The organism is Roseateles sp. GW821-FHT09G03, from assembly GCF_059416045.1.
Window position 1 is genome coordinate 100,382 of the sequence record NZ_JBWKOK010000004.1, and the last position, 16,319, is coordinate 116,700.

The 16,319-nt window shown below is 68.1% G+C and carries 11 protein-coding genes; 9 read left to right on the plus strand and 2 right to left on the minus strand.

Translation table 11 applies throughout. The annotated features are described in order from the left end of the window. The first annotated feature begins 57 nt into the window (after positions 1 to 57). The 8 genes from AC07OZ_RS15980 to AC07OZ_RS16015 all read left to right on the plus strand — a co-directional run bounded on the left by AC07OZ_RS15980 (position 58) and on the right by AC07OZ_RS16015 (position 9,820). Positions 58 to 858: a CPBP family intramembrane glutamic endopeptidase gene (locus tag AC07OZ_RS15980; RefSeq protein ID WP_495468077.1), complete on the plus strand. Its 801-nt coding sequence runs from the start codon at positions 58 to 60 to the stop codon at positions 856 to 858. Between the two features lie 200 nt (positions 859 to 1,058). Next, entirely contained in the window at positions 1,059 to 1,277 is a 219-nt protein-coding gene (locus AC07OZ_RS15985; protein ID WP_495468078.1) for a hypothetical protein, read from the plus strand. Between the two features lie 17 nt (positions 1,278 to 1,294). Continuing rightward, positions 1,295 to 2,110 carry a CPBP family intramembrane glutamic endopeptidase gene (locus tag AC07OZ_RS15990; protein ID WP_495468079.1) on the plus strand — a complete coding sequence of 272 codons (816 nt, stop codon included), beginning with the start codon at positions 1,295 to 1,297 and terminating at the stop codon, positions 2,108 to 2,110. After that, on the plus strand, positions 2,089 to 2,808 hold the full coding sequence (locus AC07OZ_RS15995; RefSeq protein ID WP_495468080.1) for a nucleotidyltransferase domain-containing protein: 720 nt from the start codon (positions 2,089 to 2,091) through the stop codon (positions 2,806 to 2,808). Before AC07OZ_RS15990 ends, AC07OZ_RS15995 begins: the two co-directional genes overlap by 22 nt. Before the next feature lie 147 nt (positions 2,809 to 2,955). After that, positions 2,956 to 5,016 (plus strand): transglutaminase TgpA family protein, encoded by a 2,061-nt coding sequence (locus AC07OZ_RS16000; protein WP_495468081.1) that lies wholly within the window; start codon positions 2,956 to 2,958, stop codon positions 5,014 to 5,016. Positions 5,017 to 5,032: 16 nt separating this feature from the next. Further along, a complete protein-coding gene (mltB, locus tag AC07OZ_RS16005; RefSeq protein WP_495468082.1) occupies positions 5,033 to 6,265 on the plus strand; it encodes a lytic murein transglycosylase B in 1,233 nt (410 codons plus the stop codon). 90 nt (positions 6,266 to 6,355) lie between these two features. Beyond that, entirely contained in the window at positions 6,356 to 8,506 is a 2,151-nt protein-coding gene (locus tag AC07OZ_RS16010) for a glycoside hydrolase family 13 protein (protein WP_495468083.1), read from the plus strand. A 252-nt stretch (positions 8,507 to 8,758) separates the two neighbouring features. After that, positions 8,759 to 9,820: a hypothetical protein gene (locus tag AC07OZ_RS16015; RefSeq protein ID WP_495468084.1), complete on the plus strand. Its 1,062-nt coding sequence runs from the start codon at positions 8,759 to 8,761 to the stop codon at positions 9,818 to 9,820. A 121-nt stretch (positions 9,821 to 9,941) separates the two neighbouring features. Here the strand turns inward: AC07OZ_RS16015 and AC07OZ_RS16020 are convergent, their stop codons facing one another. Next, positions 9,942 to 12,722 (minus strand): TonB-dependent receptor, encoded by a 2,781-nt coding sequence (locus AC07OZ_RS16020; protein WP_495468085.1) that lies wholly within the window; start codon positions 12,720 to 12,722, stop codon positions 9,942 to 9,944. A 262-nt stretch (positions 12,723 to 12,984) separates the two neighbouring features. Further along, a complete protein-coding gene (gene glk / locus AC07OZ_RS16025; RefSeq protein ID WP_495468086.1) occupies positions 12,985 to 13,995 on the minus strand; it encodes a glucokinase in 1,011 nt (336 codons plus the stop codon). Between the two features lie 332 nt (positions 13,996 to 14,327). Here glk and AC07OZ_RS16030 point away from each other — a divergent pair, with 332 nt between their 5' ends. Then, complete coding sequence (locus AC07OZ_RS16030) at positions 14,328 to 16,241, plus strand: glucokinase (protein ID WP_495468087.1); 1,914 nt, start codon at positions 14,328 to 14,330, stop codon at positions 16,239 to 16,241. The last annotated feature ends 78 nt before the right edge of the window (positions 16,242 to 16,319 follow it).

Here is a 16,319-nt window from a genome sequence, read left to right on the forward strand (position 1 = left end):
CAAGTTGACCCTCATCAGCCATAGCCGGCAAGACCCGACCCCGCAAGACTGTGCGTCATGACTTTCCGTCAACGCACCGCCTCCCTGGCGCGGGTACTGCTCGGTCTCTACCTGCTCGGCAACGTCACCTGCAGGCTGAGCCTGTGGGTCTGCCTCCACATCTTCCAGATCCCGCCGATGCATGCGCCCCTGGGCGCGTCGGTGCTGACCTCCCTGCTGGACCTGTCCGTCGCCTACCTCCTCTTCGGACGGGTGCTCCTGGTGAGACTGGCCAGTTGCAGGGCCGACCGGCGCCCGGTGCCGCTCGGCGTGTTGACAGCCATCGGCATCGTCGCGTCCATGATCCTGGGGGCGATGTTCGGCGGGGTCCAGTGGATCCCGCACGGCACCCGCGAGGTCCAGTGGATCTACCTCCTCGGCTTTTCACTCCATGCCGCGGTGTCCGAAGAACTCCTCTGCCGATTCCTCGTCCTGGACCGCCTCGGACAGGTCGTTGGCCGCATGCCTGCCTTCGCCCTGCAGATCCTGCTCTTCGTCACCCTTCACACGTTGGCGTCCCCACTCGACCTGCGCGCGGCAAGCCACCTCGCGCTCGGCGCCGTCCTGATCGGATCCTTCTACCTGTGGAGCCGGTCGCTGCTCGGCGCGATGGCCTTGCACATGGCCTATGACGTGCTGGTGTCGCTGGCCTTCGGCGCGTCGTTGGACGGACTCGCCCTCTACCCGCTGGTCGTCGGCGACAACTTCTCTCAACTCCACAGCCATCAGGCCAGCGCGCTCTTCATGTCGGGCCTGTCGATCTGGATGTTGTGGAACGCCCGATGGCGTCGGCAGCCTGCGCACGGCTCCCGCCTTTGAAGTCGCATATTTCGGTGGGGCAAATGACCCAATCCGGTTGGGCCAGCAAGCAATTTGGCCTTCATCAGCCATAGCTAGCAAGTCCTGACCCCGCAAGACTGTGCATCAGCGCTGTGGCTCGAGCCTCGTCGAGTCGACGTGGCCGCAAACAGCGTCGGTGTTCGTGCGCCACCCTTCATGCGCCCTTCCTGGAAATCGACATGCAAGAACTCGAACTGCAAGAACTCGAACTGCAAGAACTTGAACTTCACGAACTCGAGATGGTGTCCGGCGGGGATGCCGCAGCAACGCGGGTGGAGGGGACCAACTCCTGGGGCGAAATCATCAATCAGCAGTACTTTGACGGAGCCCAATGCAAGGCGGCCGGACCGTGGAGCATCGCCTGCTTTGACTACGCCATGAAGTACGGCGGCTGGTAATCGCTGAGGCCCGCGCCATGCTGATCAGACAGAAACTGTCCGCGCTGGCGCGGGCTCTCATTGGCCTCTACCTCGTTGGCAATGTCACCTACATGTCTAGCGTGTGGTTCTGGGAGGTGGTCATCCGGCTCAATCCGATTCATGTACCTCTGGCGGCGTCGATCCTGAAGTCGATCCTAGACCTGCTGATCATGAGCGCCCTCTTCGGTGCGGCGTTCTTCGACGTGCTTCGGGGCCGTCGAGGCCCATCGCATGCGGTGCCTCTCGGCGTCCTGATCGCGATCGGCATCGTCACAGCGATGCTGCTCGGGACGGCGTTCGGCCAGATCAACTGGAGCGCATTTCACATGCGAGGGCTCCAATGGATCTATCTGTTCGGCTTCTCCTTTTATGCAGCAGTCGCCGAAGAACTCATCTGCCGGTTCCTTGTGCTCGATCGATTGGGGCAAGTCATCGGCAGGGCGGCAGCCTTCCTGTTGCAGATCCTGATCTTCGTCTATCTCCACATGTTCGGTCCGCGCCTCAACGCGCAGACGGCAAGCCACCTGGCCTTCGGCGCCATCCTCATCGGCGCCTTCTACCTCTGGAGCGGGTCGTTGCTTGGCGCCATGGCCCTGCACCTGACCTACGACCTTCTTGTCGTTCCCCTCTTCGGCGGCACGCTTGACGGGCTTGCCATCTATCCCATCGTCTCCGGCGACAACTTCTCCAACAGCTACAGCCATCGAGCTGCCGCGACGTTCATGCTCGCTTTGTCGTCCTGGTTGTTGTGGAACGTTTGGAGACGCCATCGCACCCAGATCCGACCTTCATGCTCAACCAAGACATCCTGACCTTCGCCGAAACACACCACCCCGGCTTCGAGTTCTTGTTGCATTTCGGGTCCACGGCCCATGGCTCTGCCCGGGAACATTCGGACATCGACCTGTTGCTGGTGTTCCCCGCAGCCATTCATCCGTTTCGCGAGACCAGGCGCTGGCAGGGACGGCTCTTCGACAGTTGGCTCTACGACATCGAGACGCTCAACGGCCTCATCCATGCCGGGCGCACGGGCCGCAATCACGTGATGCTAGACATCGTGCTGACGTCCCGGGTGCTGCCCGAGCCCACGCTGCGGTCCGATCTATTGAAGAAAGCCGCAACGCGGATCCGCGAGGCAGGGCCGCTTCTCGCGGATCGGAACGAATTCCGTCATGTGCTGACCAGTCTCATGGACGACTTGAAGCAATGTGACGATCCAGTCGAAGGCACTGCCGTTGCCCTCGATCTTCATAACGTGGTCCAGCAGATCCTGCTCAGCCTGCTCGGTGCCGGTGGCTTCCGAAAGTCCCACGCGATCACGAGGCTTCGCGACCATGACCCGGTGTACTTCACTGAACTGACCGATGCCATCGGACTCGCCGTCCATGGGAAGCACGATTCACTCCTCTCCGCTGCGGGACGGCTCCTCGCTCAACTCGGCGGCCCATTGCGAGAAGGGCATCGTGCCGCGTTGGAAGGAACGATCCGCATGCCACTCCCCGTGATCTGAAATCTTCCGAAGATTTTCTCGTTGCTCATCTCGCCTCGTTTCTCCGGCGCTGCCCGGCGAGTCGGTTCGAGGTGTGCTACGTTGCGTCCTTCCGATTCATGCCCCTGAACCGCTGCCGCGCCACCTCGCGACGCGGACGCCGACGCGATGAGCGCCTCCCTCCCCACCGCCGCCACCGGCGGTTCGATCAAGCACCGCAGCCCGCTGCCGCGCGAAGCGCGCGACACGCTGTTCCTGCTCGCGATCATCGCGGCCACGCTCGTCCCGCATGCCGGCCATCTGCCCTGGTGGTGCAGCCTGCTCACCGCCCTGATGCTGGGCTGGCGCGCGCGGCTGGCCTGGCGCAGCGAGGCGCTGCCCGGTCGCTGGAGCCTGCTGGCCGTGCTCGCGCTCGTCATCGGGCTGACCTTCGCGACGCACAAGACCATCCTCGGCCGCGAGGCCGGCATCACGATGCTGGCGATGCTGATGGCCCTGAAGACGCTCGAGCTGCGCGCCCGGCGCGACGCCTTCGTCGTCTTCTTCCTCGGCTTCTTCCTGGTGCTGACGCAGTTCCTGTATTCGCAGTCGCCGCTGATCGCGCTCTGGATGATCGGCTGCGTCTGGGCGCTGCTGTCGGCCCTGGTGCTGGCGCAGATGCCGCAGGGCGTCCCCAGCCTGAAGCTCGCCGCCCGCATCGCCGCCCGCAACACGCTGATCGGGCTGCCGGTGATGGTGGCGCTGTTCCTGCTCTTCCCGCGTTTCCCGCCGCTGTGGGGACTGCCGAAGGACTCGGGCGCGCGCACGGGGCTGTCGGACTCGATGAGCTTCGGCGCCTTCGCGGACGTCGCGGTGGACGACACCATCGCCATGCGCCTGCGTTTCGACGGCGCGCCGCCACCCCAGCCGCAGCTGTACTTCCGCGCGCAGGTGCTGACGCGTTTCGACGGCAAGACCTGGACCACGCCGCGTGTGACCTGGGCGCCCGGCGACGACGCGCCCGCGCTCGAGGGCCCCGTGTTCCGCTACGAGGTCACGATGGACCCGCTGCGGGTGACCGCGATCCCGCTGCTGGAGTTCAGCCCGGGCGGCACCGGGGCGCGGCTGCCGGTCGGACGCCTGACCGCGACCCGCGGGCCGCAGGGCCAGTGGCAGGTCGCGCTGCCGGTGGCCGAGGTCCTGCGCTTCCGTCATGAGGCCTGGCCGCGCGCGGCCGCGAGCACGCGTCTCGGGCGCGCCGACCGCAACGAATCCCTGAGTCTTCCGCCGGGTGTCAACCCGCGCGCCCGCGCCTACGGCGCCGCGCTCAACGAGCGTTTCGCCACGCTGGACGAGGACGCCCGCGCCCAGGCCGTGAGCCGGGAGCTGCTGACGCAGATCAGGCGCAACGGCTTCGGCTACACGCTGGCGCCGGGTATCTACGGCGAGACGACGCCCGATGCGATCGACGAATTCTGGTTCGACCGCAAGCTCGGCTTCTGCGAACACTTCGCGTCCGCCTACGTCGTGCTGATGCGCGCGGCAGGCGTGCCGGCCCGCGTGGTCACCGGCTTCCAGGGCGCCGATCCGAAACTGCAGGACGGCGACCTGATCGTGCGCATGAGCCAGGCGCATGCCTGGGCCGAGTACTGGACGCCTTCGCGCGGCTGGCAGCGCGCCGACCCGACCGCGGCGGTCTCGCCGGAACGCATCGAGGGCCGGCCCCTGCGACCCGAGCCGGGCCTCTTCACCGGCGCGCTCGACCAGTTGCGGCCCGGCTTGCTGACCGACATACGCGCCTTCTGGGAACGGCTCAACAACCGCTGGCAGCAGACCGTGCTGAACTTCTCCACCGGCGACCAGATGAGCCTGCTCAAGCGGCTCGGCTTCGACAACCCCGACTGGTCGACGCTGGGACAGGTCGCCGGCGCCCTGCTGACGGCGACGGCCGTGATCGGCGCCGGCGTCGCCGCCTGGCAACGCAGACCCCACGATCCCTGGTCGCGCCAGCGCCTGCGGGTGCGGCGCGAGCTCGACCGCCTCGGCCTGCCGACCCGCGACGACGAGACCCCGCGCCGCTGGGCGGCCTCGCTCGTCGAACGCCACGGCGCGCGGGCCGAGGCCGTGGCGGCCTCGCTGTTGCAATTGGAAGCGCAGCGCTATCGCCAGGACCTTGTCGCCGCCACGTCACAATGGCAACGCCAGTTCGCGGCGCAATGCGCCGAGCTCCGGCAAGTCCTGGCCCGCTGATCCCTTGACCGCCCGCATGACCGCTCTCCGTCGTACCCGCAGTTCCTCCCCCCGCCGTGTGTTCCTGCGCACGCTCCTGCAGACCGCGATGACCGCCTCGCCGCTGATGGCCGCGCTGGCCGCGACGCCGGCGATGGCGCAGTCGCCGGCACCGGCCGGGCCTCATGCCGCCCCGCACGCCGCATCGAAGGCGAAGCCCGCCAGACCAGCGAAGAAGCCCGCGAAGAAACCGGCCGTGCTGCCCGAATACGGCGATCGCGCCGACGTGATGGCCTTTGCCGACGCGCAGGCCGAGTCGCTCGGCTACCGGCGCGAGGAACTGCGCGCGGTGCTGGCGCTGGCGCGTCCGCAGCCGACGGTGCAGCGGCTGATCCTGCCGGGGCCGCCGGGACAGGCGAAGGACTGGGGCGCGTACCGGCAGCGCTTCGTCGAGCCCCAGCGGCTGCAGGCGGGCCTCGCGTTCTGGGCGACGCATGAGGCGGCGCTCGCGCGTGCCGAGGCCGCCTACGGCGTGCCGGCGGAGATCATCGCGTCCATCATCGGCGTGGAGACCTTCTACGGCCGCATCATGGGCGGCTTCCGCGTGCTGGACGCGCTGGCGACGCTGAGCTTCGACTACCCCTCGCCGCTGCCGCCCGGCGCGCGCGACCGCAGTCCGTTCTTCCGCGAAGAGCTGCGTCAGTTCCTGATCCTGACGCGTGAGAACGGCCTGGATCCGATGGCTATGAAGGGCTCGTATGCGGGCGCGATCGGCTGGGGTCAGTTCATGCCGGGCAGCTGGCGCCGCTACGCGATCGACTTCGACGGCGACGGTCACGTGGACTTGGTCAACAGCCCGGTCGACGCGATCGGCTCGGTGGCCAACTTCCTGCGCGAGCACGGCTGGCAGCGCGGCATGCCGACGCATTACGAAGTCCAGGTCCCCAACGACACGGCGGCGCGGGCGCAGCTGCTGATCAGCGACGTGCTGCCGCAACTGGACGCGCGTCAGTTCGAATCGGTCGGCGCGCAGCTGTCGCCGCAAGGCCGCGCGCACGCCGGGCCGCTGGCGCTGATCGAGCTCCAGATGGGCGGCGCCGCGCCGGTCTATGTGGCCGGCACGCAGAACTTCTACACGGTGACCCGCTACAACCAGAGCAGCTACTACGCGATGGCGGTCATCGAGTTCGCCAACACGCTGGCGAGCTGGAGGAAGGCGACCGGCGCGACCGACGCCAAGCCGGCATCGGGCGCGGCCAGCGGCAGCTGACGCCGGCGCGCTGGCGCCGGCCTGGCGGCGTGATCGGGATGCGGAGGAACACCAGCATCCATCCGCATCGCTTCGGGGTAGCGTCTGCGCATGACCGCCCTGCCCCGCTTTCCTCGCCGCCTGTCGTGCGTCGCGCTGCTGATGCTGCTGCTGATGCCGCTGCTGGCACTCGCTCAGACACCAGCACCCGCGCCGCAGTCCGTGGAGGCACAGGCCTCCGCGGCGTCCGCTTCAGCGCTGGCGCCGATCGCCGCGAGCCTGCGCTACGACTCGCGCCTCGCCGAGTTCAAGAAGCCTTTCGGCGCCTTGCCCGCCAAGACCTGGATCGACTTCCAGCTGACCGCCCTGCCCGGCGTCGAGAAGCTGGAGCTCGTCGTCGAGCGCCGCCGCGTCGAAGGCAATGAAGATCTGATCGCCTACGCCGAAGAAGCGCGGGTTCCGCTGCACAAGGCCGGCGCCGCCGCAGGCCGCGACGTGTGGAAGGCGCGTCACCGCTTCGGCGGACCGGGCGTCTACGGCTACTACTTCGTCGCCACGATCGGCGGCGCGCGCTACGTCGTGCAGAACAACACCGACGCCATCTACTGGACGAAGGAGAAGGGCTCGATGGGCCCGGCGACCGTTGCCCCGATGCCCGACGGACTCGATGGCAAGGGGCCAGTCCCGCCCTTCGCGATCCGCCGCTACCGGCAGACGATCCACGCCTCCGACTTCGCGGTGCCGGACTTCGCCCGCGATCTCGTCTACTACTACGTCTTCCCCGAGCGCTTCCGTAACGGCGACAAGACCAACGACCCGAAGGTGGGACAGGCGAAGTACCAGAACCACGGCATCGAGCGCCATCCGCGCTGGCTGGACCGGCCTTACAAGCCCGGCAGCGGCGACGGCTCGGACGCGGTCTACAACAACGACTTCTTCGGCGGCGATCTCGCCGGGATCATCGAGAAGCTCGACGACCTGCGCGATCTCGGCGCCAACGCGCTCTACCTGACGCCGGTCTTCCAGGCCGCGAGCAACCACAAGTACGACACCGGCGACTACAAGCGCATCGACCCGGCCTTCGGCAGCAACGCCGACTTCGAGCGACTCACCAGCGAGGCCGGCAAACGCGGCCTGCGCGTGATCCCGGACACCTCGCTGAACCACGTGGGCGCGGACTCGCCCTACTTCAACCGCTTCAGCAACTTCCCCGCCGGCGGCGCCTTCGACAACGGCAAGCCCAATCCGGCCTCGCCCTATGCGAGCTGGTTCAAGTTCGACCTCTCCAAGGCGAACGCCGACGACCAGTACGCCGCCTGGATCGGCATCAAGGACCTGCCCGAGCTGGACAAGTCCAGCCGCGCGTTCCGCGACTACGCCTTCGGCCGGGACGGGGTGATGCAGTTCTGGCTGGACCGCGGCGCGGCGGGCTGGCGCATGGACGTGGCGCCGTGGGTGCCGGACGATTTCTGGCGCGCCTGGCGCGTCGCCGTGAAGCGCCACCAGCCCGGCGCGCTGACGATCGCGGAGACCTGGTTCGACGCGAGCAAGTTCTTCCTCGGCGACACCTTCGACGCGACGATGAACTACATCTTCCGCAACACGGTGCTGGACTACGCGGCCGGCGGCAATGCGGAGCGCCTCTACCAGAACCTCGAACTGCTGCGCGAGTCCTACCCGGCGCCGTCGCTGTTCGCGTCGATGACGCTGCTGTCCTCGCACGACCAGCCGCGCGCGCTGCATCACTTCGGCGTGCGCGACGACAGCCCGCCGGAAAAAGTCGCCGACGGCAAGCGCCGCCTGCTGCTGGCGGTGTTCTTCCAGATGACGTATCCGGGTGCGCCGACGATCTACTACGGCGACGAAGTCGGCCTGGGCGGCGGCGAGGACCCGTACAACCGCGCGCCCTATCCGTGGGCCGATGAAGGCGGCCAGCCGGACCTCGCGCTGCGCGACCGCTTCAAGCGCCTGGTGGCCCTGCGCCACGCGCAGCCGGTGCTGCGACACGGCACGCTGTCGGCGCCGCTGTGGCTCGACGAACACGTCATCGTGCTGCTGCGCCAGGACGGCCAGCGCAACGCGATCGTCGCGATGAACAACGCCACCGAGCCGATGCGCGTCGAGCTCACGCTGCCCGCCGCGCTGCGCGGCATCCCGTTCATCGACGCGATGACGCCCGGCGCACCGATGAAGGCGGCGGGCAACGGGAAGTTGCTCGTGGAGATCGGACCGATGTCGGGACGGGTGCTGGTGGGGGATTGAGGTCCGGGCCGCCGGCCCACGGTTCCACGGGGTCGATGCCGAACGAGGCGGCACGCGGAACGAACCCGATGAGGAGAAAGAGGAACTAGCACGACAACCTCATGCCCTTGCCCGTGCGCGATGTCTTTCAGATTGCAGTTCCAACACTCCGGGGACCCATGGTCTCGCACAGCCGACTCGGACGCGGCGACGGAGACCGTCGATCCGGAGTCGCCGGCACCGGCGTCCGATCTCCCGAGGACGATCGACGCGATGGACCGCCCGTCCCGGTCGACCGTCGCCGCCGCTGGGCGGGCCCGCATCGCGCCGGTCGCCGCCGACATCGATCGGCGGCTCGAGGCGCTGCAGCGTCGCGACGATGCCAGGTTCCTCGCTGCGGAGATCCAGGAGATCCGGGCCCGGGTCGGGAAGTCCCTGCGACTCGCGCGTCAGCCGGACGGCGGGCGGAATGAGGCCGCCCATGAAATCAACTGCGCGAAGACGTGGCTCCTCCGTCTTGAAGGCGATCTGAAGCGGATGGACGGTGCGCCCCACCGATGGCAGGACCTCGTCACGGAGCGGCGTGCGTTGCCGGCCCGCGAATTGGCGGTCATCGAGCAACATGCGTTCCGGACCGCCCGGTTCATGGCGACCGACCGGTGTCCGCAGCGCGAAGCGACGGCGATGGCGCGGCGCGCGGAGCAGGCTCTCGCCGACGGCTGCCCGGCCACCTCCGCGCTCATCAACGAGCGCGTGCGGCTCGCGCTCCGGGCGCATCCCGACGGCATCGTCGATCCACTGGTGCGAATGCTCCGCCTGGACAGCGCCGCCACGCTCCACGACGCAGTGGCCGTCCTGCGTGCCCTGACCCGCCTGCCGGCCGCGATGGCCTGCCGCCTCGCCGACGCGGGCGTGACCATCCATCCGTCCCCGGATCGACTGGGCAAGGCGATGCCGGGGCTGCACGGAACGGCCGGCGACCGTTGCGACGGGTTCTACTGCAAGACCACGAAACGGCTCATCGTGAAGACGACCCGCCATCCGGCGGACGGCACCCGGACCTGCGCTCCTCGCGTGCCGCTCCACGAGGCGGCGCATGTCTACGAAAAACTGCCCGGAACCGCCACCCACGACGATCCCGATTTCATGGCCGCCCGCCAATCCGACATGGAGGGCGGCCGGATCGAGGCCCGACGTGACGACTACTACCGGGAGGCCGACGCGCTCATCGACACGGACCCAGGCGGAGAGACCTTCGCCGAAAGCCTGTCGATGTATCTGCTGGGCAACAGACGCTGGCCCGCGCTTCATGCGTACTGGGACCGGCGATTCTAGGCGGGCAGCATCCTCCCGTCGACGCCTCGCGCCGCGCCGCTCAAGCAGACAGCCCCGCCCGGCTCACGCCGGACGGGGCTGCAAAGATCGTTGAACCGGACCGAGCCGGTTCAGAGGCTCATCAGAACTTGTAGGTCGCGCCGATGAGGTAGGTGCGGCCCCACTTGATGTACTCCAGCGGACGATCCTTCGTGGCCGCGTAGGTGCGGTAGGCCTCGTCGGTCAGGTTGTTGACCTGCGCCAGCAGGCCCAGTCCCTTCAGCGGACCTTCGGTGAAGTTGTAGCCGATCTGCGCGTCGACGATGCTCTCGCCGACCACGTAGCGCAGCGTGCGCGCACCGTTGAAGTTGCCGATCTCGCCGATGAAGTCCGAGCGCTTGCGCTGGCTGATGCGGGCCTCGAAGCCGTTGGCCTCGTAGTACGCGGTCAGGTTGTAGACGTGCTTGGACAGGCCCGGCAGCGAGATGTTGCCCGAGCCCACGCTGCTCGCGCTCTCCGGGTCCTTGATCTGGATGTTGCTGCTGTTGAAGCTGGCGCTCGCGACGATGCCGAAGCCGTTCAGCGACTTGCTGATCAGGTTGAACGGCAGCGAGGCGGTCAGCTCCAGGCCGCGCAGCTTGCCGCCCTGGCCGTTGTACGGCGCGGTGTAGGTGCCGATCGGCAGCGCCGGCGGCTGGCCCGGCTGCGGCGTGTAGCCGGCGACGAAGCGCGAGAAGTCGTAGCGGTCGTTGCTCTGCGTGTAGATGTAGCTGCGCAGGTCCTTGTAGTAGCCCGCCACCGACACGTAGGCCTTGGAGCCGAAGTACTTCTCCCAGGACAGGTCGACCGCGTTGGCGCGCCACGGATCCAGCTCCGGGTTGCCGCCGCTCGCGCCCGGCTTGCCGGTGTTGGCGTCGACGCCGAAGTCCAGCGCCGAGCGCAGCTGGTCCACCTTCGCGCGGGCCATCTGCTTGGCCACTGCGAAACGCAGCGTCTGGTCATCCGCCAGCGACCAAGCCAGGTTCAGCGCCGGCAGGTAGTCGGTGTACTTCTTGCCGCCGTTCAGCGGCTTGACCTGCTGGCCCGCCGGGGCCGTGCCGTCGAAGTAGTTCGACTGCGACGACTGGTCCGTGTGCACCACCTGCAGGCCGATGTTGCCGCGCATCGGGATGCCGAAGGCCGACGAGTCGATGTTGCCCTTGAAGAACACCGTCGCCACCTTCTCCTTCACGTCCCAGGCCTTGGAGATCAGGTAGCTCTCCGTGTCCGTCGGGTTGAAGGTCATGTAGCGGCCGACCGCGCCCGGCACGTTCCACGCCGGGATCATGCCCAGGCCCGCGAAGCTCAGGTCCACCGGGCTGTACTGCAGGTCCGAGCCGATCGCCGTGTTGCCCTGCGCGCCGACGTTGATGTTGCCTTCGGGCTGGCGCTTCTTCTTCGAGCGGTCCGCGTAGTTCAGGCCGACGTCGAAGTCCGAGAACCAGCCGTTCACCACGGCCGGCGCCGGCATGTTGCCCGCCAGCTTGAAGCCGGTCAGCTCATCCTTGACGCTGGGCGTCTTGCCGTAGCCCGAGCCGTAGATCGTGTTCTGCAGGTACAGCTTGGTCGGGTCGGAATAGTTCAGGCCCGGCACGATCTGCGAGAAGTCGCCCGAGTTGAACGCCAGCTTGACGTTGTCCAGCGGGACCGCGCCCGGCGCCGACAGCAGCTGCGTGTTGTTCTCGAGGTTGATCTCGTTGCGCGTGGCGCGCGAGTAGTTGACGTCGGCCGTCAGCGACAGGCCGCTGTCGAACTTCAGCTTGTTGTTCCAGCCGGTGGCGACGATCTTGTCGTCGCGCTTGTTGTACATGCCGCGGACCAGCGGATAGGCATTCAGCAGCGTGCCGCCGGTCTGCGTGTTGGCGGGGTTGGTCGTGACGCCGGACCAGTCGAGCGGCGCGTTGTTGCCGTTCCAGGTCATGCTCATCTCGAACTGGTTGGCCGTGTCCTCCGCCTTGGCCTTGGTCCAGAAGCCGTCCACGACGCTGGTCCAGTTCTTGGTCGGGCGGAACTCGATCGTGCCCATCAGCGCGTCGCGCTCGGTCTTGCCGGTGCGGCGCAGCGCCTTGATGCCGCCCGAGTTGTAGGTGCCCGCGGGCAGGCCGGTGCGGCCCGAGGTGTCCCAGGGTTCGTACAGGCCGACCTGCTCTTCCTGCGTCGGCGTTTCCTGGTGCGCGTAGCCCAGCGACACGCCGATGGTGCGGTCGGCGAATTGGTCGATGTAGCTGGCGCTCAGGCGGTTGCCGGTGGCGCTGGCGTTGGCCGCCGAGCCCAGCGAGTTGCGCTGGCCGCGCGCGTTCAGCGTCACCACGCGGTTGCTGAAGTTGAGCGGACGGACCGTCTGCATGTCGATCGTGCCCGACAGGCCCTGGCCGATCAGGCCGGCGTCCGGCGTCTTGTAGACGACCACGCCGCTGAGCAGCTCGGACGGGTACTGGTCGAACTCGACGCTGCGGTTGTCGCCGGTGGAGACCAGCTCGCGGCCGTTGAGCAGCGAGGTCGCGAAGTCTGGCGACAGGCCGCGGACCGAGATCACCTGCGCGCGGCCGGCCACGCGCTGGGCCGACAGGCCGGGCAGGCGCGCGATCGATTCGGCGATCGACACGTCGGGCAGCTTGCCGATGTCTTCGGCCGACACGGCCTCGACGATGGAGTCGGAGTTTTTCTTCACCGAAATCGCGGCCTCGATGCCGCGGCGGATGCCGGTGACGGTCACGGTTTCCAGTTGGCGGTCGGCGGCGGCCTTCTCGGCGGCCTGCCTGTCGGCCTCCGTCTGAGCCTGCTGCGCATGCGCGGCGCCGGCCATCAGGGCCAGCGTCATCAGGCAACCGGCAGCGACGGGCTGCACCCGGAACAACTCGCGCGAGGTGGGCGATGTCTTCATTTCTTTGTCTCCTGTTTGAACGGCGGTACCCAACGTTCTGAAAAGAATTCTGTACTAAAACTAGATCACGATCCAAGCTCTCGCAAACCCTGGACAGCGCGAACGACAGCTTCCATGGCGGAAAAACGACGAAGTTACGTCGGGTTTCTACTGAGAAACCAGCGAATTAGGGAGAAGAAATGAAAAACGGCGGCCTCGTGGGCCGCCGTTAACAGGGTGTGATGTAGCTGGACTACAACCAGCCTCTCGCTGAACTACAGGCTCAGCGCACCGACTGCTCCAGCGCGAACGCCGCGCCCGCCAAGGCGGTCAGCGTGTCGGTGATCAGCACGCAGGGCACCGAGGCCAGATAGGGCGCGAAACGGCCCTTGTCTTCGAAACGCGCCCGGAAGGACGACTGGAAGAAGCGCTCGCCCAGGCGGGGCACGATGCCGCCACCGATGTAGACGCCACCGCGCGCGCCCAGCGCCAGCGTGACGCTGCCGGCGAAGCTGCCGAGGAAAGCGCAGAACTGGTCCATCGTCTTCGCGCAGATCGCGTCACCGGACAAGGAGCCCTCGACGATCTGTTCCGCCGTCAGGCGTTGCGCAGAAGGTTGGCCGGCGACGGCCGCCACCGCCGCGTGCAGCGTCGGCAGGCCGACGCCGGACAGGAATCGCTCGGCGGAGACATGCGGGAACTCCTTGCGCGCGGCGGCCAGCAGCTCGCTCTCGTAGTCGTTGGTCGGCGCCAGCGTCATGTGACCGCCCTCGCCCGCCAGCGCGACCCAGCCGCCGGACGTCTCGATCACACCGCCGACGCCCAGGCCGGTCCCCGGACCGATCACCGCCAGCGTGCCCCGCGGCGTCGACAGCGCCGGCCCCGGCACGGCCGACACCTGGTCCGCACGCAGGCCCGGCAGCGACAGCGCCAGCGCCTCGAAGTCGTTCAGCAAGCGCAGCTCATCCAGGCCCAAGTCGGCCTGCAGCTGGCTGCGCGAAAAGGTCCAGTGACTGTTGGTCAGCTCGATGCGGTCGCTGTTGATCGCCGTGGCCAGCGCCAGCGAGGCGCGCCGGGGCCGCGCCGTCACGCCCAGGCCGGCGAGCTCCTTCAGATAGGCCTCGGCCGCGGCCCGCAGCGACTCGTATTGAGAGACCGGCAGCTTGCGCACATGGTCCACGGTCTTGCCGGGCCCGTCGACCCAGGCGAAGCGGGCGTTGCTGCCGCCGATGTCCGCCACCAGCCACGGGTAACCCGCGGCATCCATCCCTTGCACACCCTGATCTGCTTGCACTGTTCTTGTCCTGCTCTCTGGCTGGGAGGCGCGCCGATCCGGCACGCCCGAGACCGCGTCCGCGGCGAATCCGCGCAAGGTAGCAAAACTACATCGCTCGCACAAGAGAGGTGTTGCCAAGTCGCTCCAGGACCCCTTCTCGCGCTGCGCCGCCGTTTCGCATCCCGCGTTCAATTGCTTGTCACTGAAGGAGTTTTTCCTTCGGCGACGGAGATTCTCGCTTGATTTTCGCGCTGTAGTCACGCTACACCACCCGACGCACCCACGCCGCCCCGCGGCTAGGGCGAACCCCTTCCGGCGGCGACGGGACGGCACGCCATAATCGCCGCTTCATGCGTGAATTCGACAGTCCACGGCTCATCGCCGACATCGGCGGCACCTTCGCCCGCTTCGCCCTGGAAACCGTTCCCGGAGAGTTCGAGCACATCGCGCTGCTGCGCTGCGCCGAACACGCCGACTTCCATGCCGCGGTGCGCGCCTACATGGACCGGCTGCCGCGCCAGCTGAAGGTGGCGCACGCGGCCATCGCCATCGCCAACCCGGTCGAAGGCGACCTGGTGCGCATGACCAACTACCACTGGCAGTTCTCGATCGAGGAAGCGCGTCAGCGCCTCGGCCTGGACACGCTGGTGGTCGTCAACGACTTCACCGCGCTGGCGATGGCCCTGCCCCGGCTGCGCGGCAGCGAGATCCGCCAGATCGGCGGCGGCGAGGCGCGCCCCCATAGCGTGATCGGCCTGCTGGGCTCGGGCTCCGGCCTCGGCGTCTCGGGCCTGATCCCCGCCGGCGAGGGCTGGATCTCGCTCGGCTCCGAAGGCGGCCACACCAACTTCGCGCCGCGCGACGAGCGCGAGATCGCGCTGCTGCGCTTCGCCTGGAACGAGTACGAGCACGTCTCCTTCGAGCGCCTGCTGTCGGGGCCAGGTCTTGAGCTGATGCACCGAGCGATGGCGGACTACCTGAAGCGCCCGTCGGAGCCGCTGACGGCGCCGGACATCACCGCCCGCGCGCTCGAGGCCGCCGACCCGGTCTGCGAGGCGACGCTGGATCTCTTCTGCACGCTGCTGGGCACCGCCGCGGCCAACCTCGCGGTGACACTGGGCGCGCTGGGCGGCATCTACATCGGCGGCGGCATCGTGCCGCGGCTGGGCGAGTACTTCGACCGCTCGCGCTTCCGTGAACGCTTCGAGGACAAGGGCCGCTTCTCCGACTACGTCACCGCGATCCCGACCTTCGTGATCACGGCCGAGCACGCGACTTTCAAGGGCGCCTCGGCGATCCTGGAAGCGCAGCTGCGCAGCCTGCAGAACAGCGGCGGCGCCTCGGCGATCGTCAGCCAGATCCGTCGCGCGCGCGACGGCCTCTCGCCGGCCGAGCAGCGCGTCGCGGACCACGTGCTGGCGCATTCGCGCAAGGTGCTGAACGACCCGATCGCGGAGATCGCCCGCGCCGCCAGCGTCAGCCAGCCGACGGTGATCCGCTTCTGCCGCTCGCTCGGCTGCGAGGGCCTGTCCGATTTCAAGCTCCGCCTGGCCTCGGGCCTGACCGGCACCGTGCCCGTCAGCCACACGCAGGTGACGCAGGCCGACTCGATGGTCGAGCTCGGCGAGAAGGTGCTGGGCAACACCGCCTCGGCGATCCTGCAGGTGCGCAGCCAGCTCAACCGCGACATGATCGACCGCAGCATCGAGCTGCTGCTCAAGGCCTCGCGCATCGAGTTCTTCGCGATCGGCCATTACGGCGTCGTCGCGCAGGACGCGCAGTTCAAGTTCCTGCGACTCGGTGTCGCGTGCAATGCGTATGTCGAGCCGCGGCTGCAGCTGCTGGCCGCGCAGACGCTGAAGGCGGGCGACGTCGCCGTGCTGATCAGCAGCAGCGGCAAGCTGCCCGAGCTGATCGCCGTGGCCGACGCGGCGCGCGAACGCGGCGCCTACGTGCTGGCGATCACCGCGAGCCAGTCGCCGCTGGCCAAGAAGGCCGACGCGGCGCTGATCGTCGATCACGTCGAGGATGTCGCCACGCACCTGCCGATGATCAGCCGCATCCTGCACCTGCTGGTGATCGACATGCTGGCGGTGGGCGTCGCGATGCGGCGTGACAACGCCGGCGCGTCGGGACTGGCGCTCGGCGCGGCGCATCCGGAGCTCGACGAGACCGACGCGGACGGCCAACCCAGCGCACGCCGCGCCGCGCCCGGCATCAGCCTGGCCTCGCCGCTGGCGAAGCTGACGGCGCACAGCCGCTGAGCGCGCGCCGGCGCGGCCGGCGCAAGGCGCGAAGCAGGCGGCCTGCCAGCGGCTGAAGACGCGGCCATGCCGGCGGAG

What these genes read in the sequence shown, in the direction of transcription:
- AC07OZ_RS15980 (WP_495468077.1), top strand. Translation starts at nt 58, where the DNA reads ATGACTTTCCGTCAACGCACCGCCTCCCTGGCGCGGGTACTGCTCGGT.
- AC07OZ_RS15985 (WP_495468078.1), top strand. Translation starts at nt 1,059, where the DNA reads ATGCAAGAACTCGAACTGCAAGAACTCGAACTGCAAGAACTTGAACTT.
- AC07OZ_RS15990 (WP_495468079.1), top strand. Translation starts at nt 1,295, where the DNA reads ATGCTGATCAGACAGAAACTGTCCGCGCTGGCGCGGGCTCTCATTGGC.
- AC07OZ_RS15995 (WP_495468080.1), top strand. Translation starts at nt 2,089, where the DNA reads ATGCTCAACCAAGACATCCTGACCTTCGCCGAAACACACCACCCCGGC.
- AC07OZ_RS16000 (WP_495468081.1), top strand. Translation starts at nt 2,956, where the DNA reads ATGAGCGCCTCCCTCCCCACCGCCGCCACCGGCGGTTCGATCAAGCAC.
- mltB (WP_495468082.1), top strand. Translation starts at nt 5,033, where the DNA reads ATGACCGCTCTCCGTCGTACCCGCAGTTCCTCCCCCCGCCGTGTGTTC.
- AC07OZ_RS16010 (WP_495468083.1), top strand. Translation starts at nt 6,356, where the DNA reads ATGACCGCCCTGCCCCGCTTTCCTCGCCGCCTGTCGTGCGTCGCGCTG.
- AC07OZ_RS16015 (WP_495468084.1), top strand. Translation starts at nt 8,759, where the DNA reads ATGGACCGCCCGTCCCGGTCGACCGTCGCCGCCGCTGGGCGGGCCCGC.
- AC07OZ_RS16020 (WP_495468085.1), bottom strand. Translation starts at nt 12,722, where the DNA reads ATGAAGACATCGCCCACCTCGCGCGAGTTGTTCCGGGTGCAGCCCGTC.
- AC07OZ_RS16030 (WP_495468087.1), top strand. Translation starts at nt 14,328, where the DNA reads ATGCGTGAATTCGACAGTCCACGGCTCATCGCCGACATCGGCGGCACC.